This is a genomic window from Shinella yambaruensis, from assembly GCF_022899355.1.
Lineage (GTDB): Bacteria > Pseudomonadota > Alphaproteobacteria > Rhizobiales > Rhizobiaceae > Shinella > Shinella yambaruensis.
In genome coordinates this window covers 1-12,209 of sequence record NZ_JALJCK010000014.1, presented here as the reverse complement: position 1 = coordinate 12,209, position 12,209 = coordinate 1, and the positions used below count along the sequence as shown (strand labels likewise).

Annotated in this window: 13 protein-coding genes and 1 pseudogene; 5 read left to right on the top strand and 9 right to left on the bottom strand. The window is 68.7% G+C overall.

The genetic code is table 11. From position 1 onward, the window contains the following. Positions 1-9: 9 nt before the first annotated feature. The gene (locus MUU56_RS26595) at positions 10-420 is read right to left on the bottom strand and encodes a hypothetical protein (RefSeq protein WP_244770301.1); all 411 of its coding nucleotides are present in this window, start codon (positions 418-420) and stop codon (positions 10-12) included. Between the two features lie 127 nt (positions 421-547). Here MUU56_RS26595 and MUU56_RS26590 point away from each other — a divergent pair, with 127 nt between their 5' ends. Continuing rightward, the gene (locus MUU56_RS26590; RefSeq protein WP_244770300.1) at positions 548-1,321 is read left to right on the top strand and encodes a helix-turn-helix domain-containing protein; all 774 of its coding nucleotides are present in this window, start codon (positions 548-550) and stop codon (positions 1,319-1,321) included. Between the two features lie 2 nt (positions 1,322-1,323). Here the strand turns inward: MUU56_RS26590 and MUU56_RS26585 are convergent, their stop codons facing one another. Genes MUU56_RS26585 through MUU56_RS26575 form a run of 3 tightly spaced genes read right to left on the bottom strand, consistent with a single transcriptional unit; the run spans position 1,324 to position 3,400 of the window. Next, positions 1,324-1,689 carry a DMT family transporter gene (locus MUU56_RS26585; protein ID WP_244770299.1) on the bottom strand — a complete coding sequence of 122 codons (366 nt, stop codon included), beginning with the start codon at positions 1,687-1,689 and terminating at the stop codon, positions 1,324-1,326. After that, the gene (locus MUU56_RS26580) at positions 1,686-2,393 is read right to left on the bottom strand and encodes a class I SAM-dependent methyltransferase (RefSeq protein ID WP_244770298.1); all 708 of its coding nucleotides are present in this window, start codon (positions 2,391-2,393) and stop codon (positions 1,686-1,688) included. Before MUU56_RS26580 ends, MUU56_RS26585 begins: the two co-directional genes overlap by 4 nt. A gap of 17 nt (positions 2,394-2,410) precedes the next feature. Beyond that, positions 2,411-3,400: a glycosyltransferase gene (locus tag MUU56_RS26575; RefSeq protein ID WP_244770297.1), complete on the bottom strand. Its 990-nt coding sequence runs from the start codon at positions 3,398-3,400 to the stop codon at positions 2,411-2,413. A 179-nt stretch (positions 3,401-3,579) separates the two neighbouring features. Between MUU56_RS26575 and MUU56_RS26570 the strand changes: the two genes are divergently transcribed. The 3 genes from MUU56_RS26570 to MUU56_RS26560 all read left to right on the top strand — a co-directional run bounded on the left by MUU56_RS26570 (position 3,580) and on the right by MUU56_RS26560 (position 7,609). Further along, complete coding sequence (locus tag MUU56_RS26570) at positions 3,580-5,343, top strand: hypothetical protein (RefSeq protein WP_244770296.1); 1,764 nt, start codon at positions 3,580-3,582, stop codon at positions 5,341-5,343. 81 nt (positions 5,344-5,424) lie between these two features. Then, positions 5,425-7,011: an exodeoxyribonuclease VII large subunit gene (xseA, locus tag MUU56_RS26565; RefSeq protein WP_244770295.1), complete on the top strand. Its 1,587-nt coding sequence runs from the start codon at positions 5,425-5,427 to the stop codon at positions 7,009-7,011. 7 nt (positions 7,012-7,018) lie between these two features. Continuing rightward, the gene (locus MUU56_RS26560) at positions 7,019-7,609 is read left to right on the top strand and encodes an NAD(P)H-dependent oxidoreductase (protein ID WP_244770294.1); all 591 of its coding nucleotides are present in this window, start codon (positions 7,019-7,021) and stop codon (positions 7,607-7,609) included. Between the two features lie 59 nt (positions 7,610-7,668). Here MUU56_RS26560 and MUU56_RS26555 read toward each other — a convergent pair whose 3' ends face one another. After that, a complete protein-coding gene (locus MUU56_RS26555; RefSeq protein ID WP_244770293.1) occupies positions 7,669-8,151 on the bottom strand; it encodes a MarR family winged helix-turn-helix transcriptional regulator in 483 nt (160 codons plus the stop codon). Positions 8,152-8,234: 83 nt separating this feature from the next. On the opposite strand from MUU56_RS26555, the gene MUU56_RS26550 reads away from it, so the two are divergent. Then, positions 8,235-9,149, top strand: coding sequence for an EamA family transporter (locus MUU56_RS26550; protein WP_244770292.1), 915 nt, complete (start codon positions 8,235-8,237; stop codon positions 9,147-9,149). Here MUU56_RS26550 and MUU56_RS26545 read toward each other — a convergent pair. From MUU56_RS26545 to MUU56_RS26530, 4 genes and pseudogenes are all read right to left on the bottom strand, one after another. Next, positions 9,100-9,888 (bottom strand): pyrroline-5-carboxylate reductase family protein, encoded by a 789-nt coding sequence (locus MUU56_RS26545; protein ID WP_244770291.1) that lies wholly within the window; start codon positions 9,886-9,888, stop codon positions 9,100-9,102. The two genes, MUU56_RS26550 and MUU56_RS26545, sit on opposite strands and share 50 nt — an antisense overlap. Next, positions 9,885-11,138: an aminopeptidase gene (locus tag MUU56_RS26540; RefSeq protein ID WP_244770290.1), complete on the bottom strand. Its 1,254-nt coding sequence runs from the start codon at positions 11,136-11,138 to the stop codon at positions 9,885-9,887. Before MUU56_RS26540 ends, MUU56_RS26545 begins: the two co-directional genes overlap by 4 nt. Positions 11,139-11,206: 68 nt before the next feature. Next, on the bottom strand, positions 11,207-11,680 hold the full coding sequence (ybaK, locus tag MUU56_RS26535; protein ID WP_244770289.1) for a Cys-tRNA(Pro) deacylase: 474 nt from the start codon (positions 11,678-11,680) through the stop codon (positions 11,207-11,209). A gap of 310 nt (positions 11,681-11,990) precedes the next feature. Further along, positions 11,991-12,209 (bottom strand): annotated as a pseudogene (locus tag MUU56_RS26530) (3-oxoadipyl-CoA thiolase); the annotation flags it as partial.

The window sequence follows — 12,209 nt, the reverse complement described above, 5'->3', positions numbered from 1 at the left end:
TCGGTGCGGTCAGGCAAGCGCGGCGCGCTGCTGCCGGCCAAGGCCGATCTGCTTGAGCAGCATGATGTCGGCGACCGCGACGGCGGCGAGCGCGATGAGGCCCATGCCGGCGAAGGTCAGCCCGCCGCTGGCGAAGACGAGGACGGCGAGGCTGCCGATGAGCCAGGCCGTATCGCCGGCGATGGCGACGCGGACGGCAGCGGGCGAAGGCCGCGCCTGCCGGCCGACGGCGACGTGGAAGACGCCCCAGACGACGAAGAAGGCGGCAAAGCCGTGGAGGACGGCCGGCGTCGCATGCGGGCCGACGAGGGCGCCGACCGGGCCGGAGAAGGCGAAGAGGCCGGCGGCCACGGCCAGCGAGAAGACGCCGTCGAAGAGCATGACGGACTTCAGAAGGTTGCGGTTGAGGGTGGCGAACATGGTAGGCTCCTTTCGTTTCGATGGGCCCATCCTGCCGAGGGCGGGGATGCAAACCAATTACCTTGGAGGTAATGGAAATCATGCCGCGCTTCCTGTTGAGTACGCGGGCACCGAACGGGAGGCGACAATGGAATTCGGCGAACACCTGAAGGAATGGCGCAGCCACCGGCGCATGAGCCAGCTGGAGCTGGCGACCGAGGCCGGCATCTCCGCCCGCCATCTCTCGTTCCTCGAAACCGGCCGCTCGCGCCCCTCGGAAGGCATGATCCTTCGCCTCTCCGCCGTGCTCGACATTCCCGCGCGCGACCAGGGCATGCTGTTTTCCGCCGCCGGCTTCCGCCCGCGCTTCGCGACGGCGCCGGCGGCGAGCCTTGCGGCCTTTCCGCCGGCCGTGGCGGAGGCGATCGGCCTCATCCTCGCGCGGCACGATCCCTATCCGGGCGTCGTCTTCGACCATGAATACAACGTGCTCGCCGCCAACCAGGCCTTTCTCGGCCTTGCCGGCATGGCGGGCATCGCGGTCTCGCCGGGCGACAATTTCCTCGATGCCTATCTCGGCCCGACGCCGCTGCGCTCGATCGTCGTCAACTGGGCGCAATCGGCCGCCGACCTCGTGCATCGCATCCGCGCCGAGGCCTGGCTGCAGGGCCCGCGCAGCCCGCTTTCGAAGCGCATCGAAAGGCTGGCCGGCGCCGCCGACATCCGGGCCGCGCTGGAGGCCTTTCCGGAGACGGACCGGCTGCCGATCCTGCCGATCGAGATGAAGATCGGGACAAAGCACTTCAACTGGATCACCACGCTCACTTCCTTCGGCTCGGCGCAGGACGCGCTGGTGCAGGGCGTGCTGATCGAGAGCTTCTTCCCGGCGGATGCCGAGACGCGGGCGCATTTCGAAGGATAGGCTCAGCCGTTGATGACGAGCATGCCGCCGATGATGAGAAAGGCGCCGAGCGCATAGCGCAGCGTCAGCGCCTCGCCGAGGAAGAGGCTGGCGAGGAGCGGCACGAAGCAGAAGGTCAGCGCCATGAAGGAATAGCCGATCGTCAGCGGCACCGCCTTCAGCACGAAGATCCAGATGACTGTGCCGGCCCCGTAGATCGCGAGCGCCAGCAGCAGCAGCGGGTTGAACGCCAGCGCCGCCAGCCCCTTGAGGCCGAAGTCGCCGGTCGTGCCGCTCGTCAGCTTGAACAGCACCTGTCCTGCCGCGATCAGGAGCGGCGTGCCGAGGAGGCCGGCCCAGATCGCGGGGCTGTAGGCGCTCGTCGTCACGCGTCCGGCTCCGCGCGGTCTTCCATGTAGAAGATGTCGCGGCCGATATCGACGCAGACATGGCGCTGCGGCACGGGATGCACGGCGCGCAGGAAGGAATGCGTATAGGGGAAGAAGTTGAAGTGCGGGTTGAAGCTGTAGCGGTATTCCCGCTCCCGCGGCACGACGATGATCAGCCGCCGCCGGGCGATGCGGCGCAGCTCCGCGATCGCCTGGCGGTATTCCAGCACATGCTCGATGACATGGGTGCAGACGACCGTGTCGAACTCGCCGTCCGCGAAGGGCAGGGATTCGATCATCGCCGCGACATATTCGACACCGGCGATGCTCGCGGCATCCTCCACGACGAAATCGACGCCCGTCAGCCGCTTCAGGCCGGGATTGCCCGCCTTGATGTGGCTGAGCAGCGCGCCGGTGCCGCAGCCGACGTCGCAGACGCTGTCCCCGACGATGGAGGCGACGATGCGGTCGATGCAGGCCCGCGAATTGTCCGTGCCGGCATGGACACGCGGATGTTCGCGATAAAGATCCTCATATTCCGCGGCGGTGAGGAAGGGCGCGCGCTCGCGGAACGTCGCGAGCTTGCCGATATGCTTGCCCCAGACGAGGCTTGCGGCCTGCTTGAACAGCGCGGAATCGCGCAGGATCGGCGGCAGCACGTCCTCGATCACGAAACGGATGCGGTTGGTGGTTTCCCTGTTCATGGTCGTCTTCCGTTCGATCAGGCCGCGAGATGCCGCGCCGCCTTGTCCGCCTTGCGGGCGGTGCGGACGTACCGGCCGGCGGACTGGTTCATGTAGTGGATGCGCAGCTGCTCGGCTCTGGCGCGCGCCAGGGAATCGAGGATGAGGCCGGCGGAGAAGACGAGGAACGAGATCATCATCAGGGCGAGCGAAAACACCCAGGTCGGCATGCGCTCGACGAGGCCGGTGTGGAAATAGGCCGCCAGAACCGGCGCCATGAAGGTGAGGCTTGCCGTCATGAAGAGGCCGCTGATCGCGCCGAAGAACACGAAGGGCCGCGTCTCCTTCATCAGCATGGCGAACATCCAGAGGATCTTCGCGCCGTCCTTGAAGGTCGAGAGCTTCGAATGCGAGCCCTCCGGCCGCCGGCCGTAGTCGAGTTCCAGCTCGGCGATCGGCATGCGCAGGCGCGAGGCGTGCACCGACATTTCCGTCTCGATCTCGAATCCGCCGGAAACGGCCGGGAAGCTCTTGGCGAACCGGCGCGAGAAGGCGCGGTAGCCGGAGAAGATGTCGGAGAAATCGTTGCCGAACAGCGAGCGGAAGAGGGTGTTGAAGATGCGGTTGCCGAAGGCGTGGCCCTGCCGGCCGGCATCGGCGGTGACGCCGCGGCGCGTGCCGACCACCATGTCGGCACCCTCGGTGATCAGCGTGCGGATGAGCTCGGGCGCGTCGGAGGCGGCATAGGTGCCGTCGCCGTCGGCCATGATGTAGATGTCGGCCTCGATGTCGGAGAACATGCGGCGCACCACGTTGCCCTTGCCCTGGCGGCGTTCGCGCACGACGGTCGCGCCCGCCAGCGCCGCGCGCAGCGCGGTCGAATCCGTGGAGTTGTTGTCGTAGACATAGATGCGGGCCGAGGGCAGCGCGGCGCGGAAACCGCTCACGACGTCGCCGATCGTCTGCGCCTCGTTGTAGCAGGGCAGCAGCACGGCGATCTCAAGGTCTTCCAGCAAGGCTTCCGTCATGGCGTGCATTCTCCTGTGTGGGGCGGCCTCATGCGACCCACGGTTTTACTATTTCTTGAGAAGGTTAAGGCTAGGTTTCGGCTGGCTTCCAATGACGGACGAAGGGGCGAAACGTGTCGAAATCCATGCCTGCGGCCCTGCCGTTCGCAACCGGGGACGCGCCTGCCGGGCGCACCGGGATGACCTTGCGCGTGCTCGCCTTCTACAGCCTGCTGACGATCGCGGTGCTGCTCGTGCTGTCACTGCCCTTCGCGAGCGACTATGTCGGGGCGGACAATGACGATACGATGCGGCTCGTCGTGGTGCGTGACCTCCTGGCCGGGCAGAGCTGGTTCGACACGACGCAATACCGCCTCGGCCTTGCGGGCGGCACGCCCATGCACTGGTCGCGCTTCGTCGACCTGCCGATCGCCAACCTGATCAGCTTCTTCTCGCTTTTCGCCGGCCAGCGGCAGGCCGAGGCGCTGGCGCTCGCGGTCTGGCCATCGTTCCTCGTCGTGCCGGTGCTCTTCGGCGCGGGGCTTGCCGGCTACCGGCTGGGCGGCACCATGGCGATGCATGCGACGCTGGTCCTGACCGCCATCCTCGTCGTGTCGCTCAATCGCTTCCAGCCCGGCTCGATCGACCATCACAACGTGCAGATCGCGCTGGTGACCGGCATTGCGGCGATGCTGCTCTCGCCCGACATGCGGGCGCGCGACCATGCCCTTGCCGGCGTGCTTGCCGGCTTTGCCATCGCCATCGGCGCGGAAACGACGCCGCTGATCGGCACGGTCTGCCTCGTCGTCGCCCTGCGCTGGGCCTGGCACGGCCGTGCCTTCCGCGATGCGGCCACCGCCTTCAGCCTCGCCCTCGCCCTGACGGTGACCGGCGCCTTCTTCGCGACCGTCGCGCCGTCGCACTATACGCAGGTGACCTGCGACAGCCTGTCCTATGGTTTCTACGCGCTGGCGACGCTGGGCGGCGGCACGCTGTTCCTGACGGCATCGCTGGCGAGCGCCTGGCCGTTCTACGGCCGGCTTGCCGCGCTTGCGGGCGCGGGCGGCGTCGTTGCCGCCGCGGTGCTGCTGATCGCGCCCGGATGCCTTGCCAATCCGCTCGATGCGCTCGACCCGCTTCTGAAGACCTTCTGGCTCGACATGGTTATCGAGGCCCAGTCGGCCGCCGCCCAGTTCCGCCTCGATCCCGCCTCGATCGCCAGCTTCTACGCCACCGGCCTTCTCGCCATCGCCGCCTGCCTCTGGAGCGTGCGTCGCCGCGAAGCCGCCGAGATGCACCTGATCCTGCTTGCGCTGCTGGTCGTCGCCTTCGCCGTGTCGATCATCCAGATCCGCGGCGCGATCTTCGTCTACGGGCTCGCGGCCATCCCGCTCGGCCGGATGATCGCCCAACTGCGCAGCGCTGCCAATGCGGAGCCGAAGAACCTGAAGCTTGGCCTTGCCTTTGCCGGCCTGACGCTTGCCTCGACGCCCGCCACCTGGGCGCTTGCCGGCGCGCTCTTGCCCGGCCAGTCGGGCGACGTGCTGCGCGCTCAGTTTACGGCGGGCGCGAAGCCGCCCTCCTGCACCGACGAGGCCGTGCTGGCGCCGCTCGCCCGCGAGCCGGTCGGCGTGGTCGCCGCCGTCTCGGATCTCGGTGCGCCGATCCTGCGCTTCACCGGCCACCGCGTGCTCTCGGCGCCTTACCACCGCAACCAGGGCGGCATGCTGACGGAACTGCATATCGGCCTGTCCAATCCCCGGCAGGCCGAAGCGTTCCTGCGCGGCGCCGATGTGACGCTGCTCGCCTTCTGCCCGCGTAACGCCCAGACGAACCTGATTGCCGACGCGGAGCCGCAGGGGCTCTATGCCAGCCTCCTGAAGGGCGAGGTGCCGGCCTATCTCGAACCGGTCGAAGCCACGCAGGGCGCCGTGCTGCGTCTTTACCGGGTGAGGCCCGAATAGCGCGGGGGAACGGCAAAGTGGGCTGGGGATGCCGGCCGCGGCACCCTGTCATCCGCCGGCAAACGCACTACACTTTGCCGCATGAGCTTTTTCCCCGAGACTGATTCGCCCAGCAATCTTGCCGAATATTCGGTGTCGGAGCTTTCCGGCTCCATCAAGCGCACGGTCGAGCAGGCCTTCGACCAGGTGCGCGTGCGCGGCGAGATCTCCGGCTATCGCGGCCCGCATTCCTCGGGCCACGCCTATTTCTCGCTGAAGGACGATCGCGCGCGCATCGACGCGGTGATCTGGAAGGGCAGCTTCTCGCGCCTGCGCTTCAAGCCGGAAGAGGGCATGGAGGTGATCGCGACAGGCAAGATCACCACCTTCCCCGGCTCCTCGAAATACCAGATCGTCATCGAGGCGCTGGAGCCGGCCGGGGCCGGCGCGCTGATGGCGCTGCTCGAGGAGCGCCGCCGCAAGCTCGCCGCCGAAGGCCTCTTCGATGCGGAGCGCAAGAGGCCGCTGCCGTTCCTGCCGAAGGTGATCGGCGTCGTCACCTCGCCGACGGGCGCCGTCATCCGTGACATCCTGCACCGCATCGCCGACCGCTTCCCGGTCCATGTCGTCGTCTGGCCGGTCAAGGTCCAGGGGGAGGGCTCGGGGCAGGAGGTCGCCGCGGCCATCGAGGGCTTCAACGCTTTTGCGCCCGGCGGGGCGGTGCCGCGGCCGGACGTGCTGATCGTCGCGCGCGGCGGCGGCAGCCTGGAGGACCTCTGGAGCTTCAACGACGAGATCGTCGTGCGCGCCGCGGCCGCCTCGACGATCCCGCTCATTTCCGCCGTCGGCCACGAGACGGACTGGACGCTGATCGACCACGCCGCCGACCGCCGCGCCCCGACGCCGACGGGGGCTGCCGAAATGGCAGTGCCGGTGAAGGCCGATCTCGATGCGGAGGTCGCCTCGCTCACCGCGCGCCTGCGCGGCGCCACGGCGCGCCAGATGGACAGCCGCCGGCAGGGCGTTCGCGCGCTCGCCCGGGCGCTGCCCTCGCTCGACCAGCTCCTCGCCCTGCCGCGCCGCCGGTTCGACGAGGCGGCGGCGGGCCTCGGCCGCGGCCTGCAGATGAACACGGCGGGCAAGCGCCGCGCCTTCGAGCGCACGGCGGCGCATCTGCGGCCCGACATGCTTCTCTCCCGCATCGCCGAGCGCCGCCAGCGCGTCGCCGACCGCCTGCAGCGCGCCGAACGCATCGTCGAGCGCCGGCTCGACCAGCTCCGCGCGCGCCTTGCCGCCTTCGACGTCTCGCTGCGCGCGACCCCCGCCCGCATCGCCGCGCAGACCGGCCGGGCGCGCGACCGCCTGTCGGGCCTTGCGCTGCGCGCCGAAAGCGCGCTCGCCGGCGATCTCGCCCGCCGCCGCGCCCTCCTGCAGGCGCAGGACCGCATGCTGCAATCGCTCTCCTACCGCAACGTGCTGAAGCGTGGCTACGCATTGGTGCGCGACGAGGAGGGCGCGCCGGTGAAGGGCGCCGCCGGCCTCGGCCCCGGCCGCGCCATCGCCATCGAGTTCGCCGACGGCACGGTGGACGCCGTCACTGGGCCGGGCGGCGGCACGCCGCCGCGCAGGAAGGCCGCGAAGGGCGAGGCGGAGGAGAAGCCCGCGCCCCGCCAGGGCTCGCTGTTCTGAGGCCGGCATGCGCATCCTGCTCGTGCTCGCCCATCCGCTGGAGGAAAGTTTCGCCGCAAGCGTCGCCGACACGGTGCGGCGGCGGCTGGAGGCGAACGGCCATGCGGTCGATCTGCTCGACCTCTACCGCGAGGGCTTCGACCCGCGCCTGACGCCGTCCGAGCGCGCCCGCTACTTCGAGCCGGGCTACGACCCGTCCGAAGCCGAACCTTTCGTTTCCCGCCTGAAAGAGGCGGAGGGGCTGGTGCTCGTCTTTCCGCAATGGTGGTTCAATTTCCCGGCCATCCTGAAGGGCTTCTTCGACCGGGTGTTCGCGCCCGGCGTCGCCTTCGAGAACGATCCGGCCGGCGGGCGCATCCAGCCGCGGCTCGGCAATATCCGCCTGTTCTGGGCGTTCACCACGACCGGCTCGCCCTGGTGGGTGGTGCATCTCTACATGGGCAATCCGGTGAAGCGGCTCCTGAAGCGCGGCATCGCCGCCTTCTGCGCCAAGGGCCTCGATTTCAGGATGGTGAGCCTGCACGACATGGACCGCGCGAGCGAGGAAAAACGCAAGGCGCATCTTGCGCGGGTCGAGCGGCTCGCCGGCCGCATCTGACCGGGAGCAATTCCAGCAAAGGTGCCAAGCGGTCCTGCGTCGAGAAAAGCGGACATGCGCTATTCGAACGCGGCGAGGAACCTTCGCAACAGGCCGTCCAGCGCCGCGCGCTCGTCCGTGCCGAGCGCCTCCAGCAGGCGATGCTGGTTCTCCACATGGGCCGTCACCGCCGCATCGACCAGCGCGAAACCCTTCGGCGTCAGCGCGATGATGACGCTGCGCCGGTCCTCGGGATTGTGCGCGCGTTCGATGAGGCCCGCCTTTTCGAGCTGGTCGAGCCGGTTGGTCATCGTGCCCGAGCTGACCATGGTGGTGGCGAGCAGGTCGCCCGGCGAAAGCCGGTAGGGCGGACCGGCGCGGCGCAGGGTCGCCAGCACGTCGAAGCTCGCGGCGTTCAGCCCGTGCGCCGCCAGCGCCTTCTCGGTTTCCCGGGCAAGACGGGTGCGCAGCCGCGCGAGGCGGCCGAGCAGGCCCATCGGCTCGACATCGAGGTCCGGCCGTTCCTGCTTCCACTGCGCGAGAATTCTGTCGACGTGATCCATGGCGCGACTTAACGGCGCCATTGTCTTGACGTCAAGATAAAATGATATATCTTGATATCAAGATTCTTTGTTTGGAGATAATTATGCCCCGCGCCTCCGACGTCCTTCTCACCGCGACCGCCCCGGCCATCTGGGGCAGCACCTACATCGTCACCACAGAGCTTCTGCCGGCCGGTTATCCGCTCACCGTCGCCATGTTGCGCGCGCTGCCGGCAGGGCTTCTCCTGCTTCTCCTCGTCCGGCGCCTGCCGCAGGGTGTGTGGTGGCCGCGGACCGTCCTGCTCGGCGCGCTGAACTTCTCGTTCTTCTGGGCGATGCTGTTCGTCTCGGCCTATCGCCTGCCGGGCGGGGTCGCCGCGACGGTCGGCGCCATCCAGCCGCTGATCGTGCTCGGGCTCTCCCGCGCCGTGATCGGCACGGCGGTGCGGCCGCTCGCCGTCTTCGCCGGCCTTGCCGGCATCGGCGGGGTGGCGCTGCTGGTGCTGACGCCCTCGGCGGCCCTCGATCCGATCGGGATTGCCGCCGGCCTTGCCGGCGCGGTCGCCATGGCCTTCGGCACGGTGCTGTCGCACCATTGGAAGCCGCCGGTGCCGCCGCTCACCTTCACCGCCTGGCAGCTCACCGCGGGCGGCCTGCTGCTGGTGCCGGTGGCGCTCTGGTTCGAGCCGGCCCTGCCGGCGCCGACGGCGGAAAACCTGCTCGGTTTCCTCTATCTCGGCCTGATCGGCGCCGCGCTCACCTATATCGTCTGGTTCCGCGGCCTGGCGCGGCTCGACCCGGCGACGATCTCGCCGCTCGGCTTCCTGAGCCCCCTCGTCGCCGTCGTGCTCGGCTGGGTGCTGCTCGGGCAGGATCTCGGCCTCCTGCAGGTCGTCGGCATGTTCGTGGTGCTTGGAAGCGTCTGGCTCAGCCAGCAGGCCCAGGCCGCCCGCCCGGCGCCGGGCAAGGTCAGTCCGCGCCGTCCTGCGCCCGCCGGCGCGCGGCCGTCAGCCCGCTGAAGACGGCATGGGCGAGATCGGCGTCGATCATCGCGGAAAGGCCGGCCGCCGTGGTGCCATGATACTCCATGAACAGTTCCACGATATCGGCCGGCGTGTCGCTGACGCTCGCCATCTGCGTGGCGGCGCCGAGGAAGAGCTGGCGTACCGCAAGGACCGCCGTCTCCGGACCGATGCCCGCCTCGATCGCATGGCGGATCATCGCATCCGCCATCAGCGCCGGAAAGGCCGCGCCCGATCCGGTGAGCGCGGTGAAATAGTCGAGTTCCTGCTCGTCGGTGATGAAATGCGGCCGGCCCGAAGCGGCAAAGAAGCGTCGCGCGAAATCCGCCTCCGGATCGCGCACGTCGTCGGTCATGCACCAGGGCGTGAAGGAGAGGCGCTGCTCGGCGCAGGCATTCGGCATCGCCCGCACGATGCGCCGGGCGCCGAAACGGTCGCCGATTTCCTCCACCGTCACCCCCGCCATGACGGAGATGACGAAGCGCCCGCGCAGGTCGACGTCGATCTCGTCGAGATCGCCGGGGCGCACGGACAGGACGATGATGTCGCAGGCATCGACGAGGATCGCGTTGTCCGTCGTCATGTGCACGCCCGGCCAGGCCTCGAAGCCTGAAATGTTGCCCGAGCGCGAGGACAGCACGAGGTCGGCCGGCATGACGAGGCGGTCGGCCAGCACCGGCCGGAGCAAGGCCCCGGCCAGCCATCCGCCGCCGCCGATCACGCCGAGATGGGTCATGCCCACTCGCCGCCGCGCATGACGGGAACGCGGCTGCCATCGGCGCGCACGCCGTCGATGTCCACCTTGTCCGAGCCGATCATCCAGTCGATATGGATGAGGCTTTCATTGCCGCCCTGCGCGCGGATCTGATCCGGCGTCAGGCTCGCGCCGTTAAGGAAGCATTTCGAATAGCACTGGCCGAGCGCGATATGGCAGGAGGCGTTCTCGTCGAACAGCGTGTTGTAGAAGAGGATGCCGCTTTCCGATATCGGCGAGGAATGCGGCACGAGGGCCACCTCGCCGAGCCGGCGCGCGCCCTCGTCGGTGTCCAGCACCTTGTTCAGCACCGCCTCGCCCTTCGATGCCTTCGCCTCGACGATCCGGCCGCCCTCGAAGCGCACCTGGATGTCGTCGATCAGCGTGCCCTGGTGGGAGAGCGGCTTGGTGGAGGAGACATGGCCCTCGACGCGCAGGGCATGCGGCGTGGTGAAGACCTCTTCCGTCGGGATGTTCGGGTTGCAGGTGATGCCGTTCTTGGCCGTCGAGGCGCCGCCGTGCCATTCGTGGCCGTCCGCCAGCCCCACGGTGAGGTCCGTGCCCGGCCCCTTGAAGTGCAGCGCGGCAAAGCGCTCGCCGTTCAGCCAGGCCGAGCGCCTGGCAAGGCCCGCATTGTGCGCCGCCCAGGCGGCGACGGGATCGGCGACGTCGACACGCGAGGCGGCGAAGATGGCATTGGCGAGCTTCTCGACCGCCACGTCCTCGGGGTCGTTCGGGAATACCTGCCTGGCCCAGGACGGGTTCGGATAGGAGACGATGTTCCAGTTGATGTCGAAATTGGCGATCTTCTCCAGCGCCGGCTTGTAGGCCATGGAATTCGCCTTGTTGGCGCGCGCGACCTTGGCCGGGTCCTCGCCGGAGAGCAGCATCGGGTTGTCGCCGGCAATGGCAAGGCGCGCGGCGCCGTTGGCATAGGCCTTGGCCATGCCCTCGTAGAGCCAGTCGCTGGCCCGGTCGAAGCTTTCGTCCGGCGCATGGTGGTAGCGGGCGAGCGTCGCTTCCTCGTCGGCATAGAAGGTGCTGACGAGGCCGGCGCCGGCCATATAGGCGTGCTTGGTGATGAGGCGGGCGAGCGGCAGGGCGGCGATGGGCGCCGTCATCACGAGATCCTGCCCCTTCTGGAGCTGAAGGCCGACACGCACGGCGACTTCGGCGAGCTTGTCGAGCTTTTGCGGATCGACGGCGGGGGCGGAATTGGCGGGATAGGTCATGGCATGCCTGTCTGTTCTCTTCGGATGAAGGAAACTTAGTGTGCCCGGCGCCGAAAGAGAAGGCGCAATCAGGCGATGACGGCTGCGGCGATCGCCTTCAGCGCCGCCAGCGCGTCGCGCGGGGCAAGGCGCACCTGCAGGCCGCGCTGCCCGCCGTTCATGTAGACCTGGTCATGGACCAGCGCCGCCTCCTCGATCGCGGCCGGCACCGGCTTCTTCTGGCCGAACGGGCTGATGCCGCCGACGACGAAGCCCGTCAGCCGTTCGGCATCCGCCGGCTTCATCATGTTGGCCGACTTGCCCCTGAAGGCGCTCGCCAGCTTCTTCATGCTGACCTCGCGGTCCGACGGCACGATGACGCAGACCGGCTTGCCGTCCACCTCCGCCATCAGCGTCTTCAGCACCCGGCCCGGATCCTCCCCCAGCGCCTCGGCCGCCTGGATGCCGACGCGGTCGGCATCGGGGTCGTAGTCGTAGGTATGGACGGTGAAGGAAACGCCGGCCTTGGCAAGGGCCTGGGTGGCGCGGGTGGTCTTGGACATGGCGGACCCGTCATCGATGCGAAAAATACGGTCCGCATGGGTGCAGGAGCCCGGGGGTGCTGTCAATGTTGGATTGCCTGGGGGCAAGACTTGCGTGAGGGGAGGAGCGCCGCGGTGGCCCGATCTACCCCCCTCTGCCCTGCCGGGCATCTCCCCCTCAAGGGGGGAGATTGGCAAGACGCGAAAACCTTGCTTAACCGGCACCGCTGAAGGTGGGCGAGACGATCCCCCATTCAATCTCCCCCCTTGAGGGAGATGCCCGGCAGGGCAGAGGGGGGCTCGCGGCGGCGGCAAGAGTGGTGAACGTCCGTCACGCCCGCTCCAGCGCGACGGCGATGCCCTGCCCGACGCCGATGCACATGGTGGAGAGCGCGCGTTTCTTGCTGGTCAGTTGCAGTTCGAGCGCGGCGGTACCGGTGATGCGGGCGCCGGACATGCCGAGGGGATGGCCGAGCGCGATGGCGCCGCCGTTCGGATTGACGTGGCCGGCGTCGTCGGCGATGGCGAGCTGGCGCAGCGTCGCCAGGCC